Raw genomic sequence first — 480 nt, 5'->3', positions numbered from 1 at the left:
AAACTTTTGGATGGCGGTTTGCGATAAGCGAATAGCTGTCTCCTCTAGCGAAATATCACCAATTACATACGCATGCTGCTCGGGGTTGGAAGTAGACTGTATGACATCCTGAATACTGGCTTCATCTAAATCATTCAAGACGAGATAAGCGCCTTCTTGCGCAAATCGCTCCGCCGTCGCTCTTCCAATACCGCTGCCAGCGCCCGTGATGATCGCAACCTTCCCCTGCAAACGTCCCAGTTCTGCCATTCTATCGCACCTCTTCCTTCAATTGCGGTGTAAACAACGGCTCTTCCACCTTCATTGGCGGGCATGCCTCTGCCGGATTGAGTCCCATCGTCAATAGACCGATTTGATCAGCGCAAGCATCAATGTTGGGCGGCATGATCGGTGCTGTCGCGGCATCGCGCACCATTCTTTCCAGATGGTACTCCTTGTTCATGCCATGCGCTCCGTTGGCAATAGAGGCAGAGCGTGCTG

General features: G+C 52.3%; 1 protein-coding gene and 1 pseudogene. Both read right to left on the bottom strand.

Translation table 11 applies throughout. The features are described from left to right. Positions 1 to 249 (bottom strand): SDR family NAD(P)-dependent oxidoreductase (locus EDM52_RS23710; RefSeq protein WP_122911366.1); only part of this gene is annotated, 249 nt, incomplete at its 3' end. A gap of 1 nt (position 250) precedes the next feature. Beyond that, positions 251 to 480, bottom strand: a pseudogene (locus EDM52_RS23705) (acyl-CoA dehydrogenase family protein); the annotation flags it as partial.

The sequence above is a fragment of the Brevibacillus invocatus genome, from assembly GCF_003710915.1.
GTDB lineage: Bacteria > Bacillota > Bacilli > Brevibacillales > Brevibacillaceae > Brevibacillus > Brevibacillus invocatus.
Note: the sequence above shows the minus strand (reverse complement) of the source record. Positions and strands in the feature narration are given on the sequence as shown.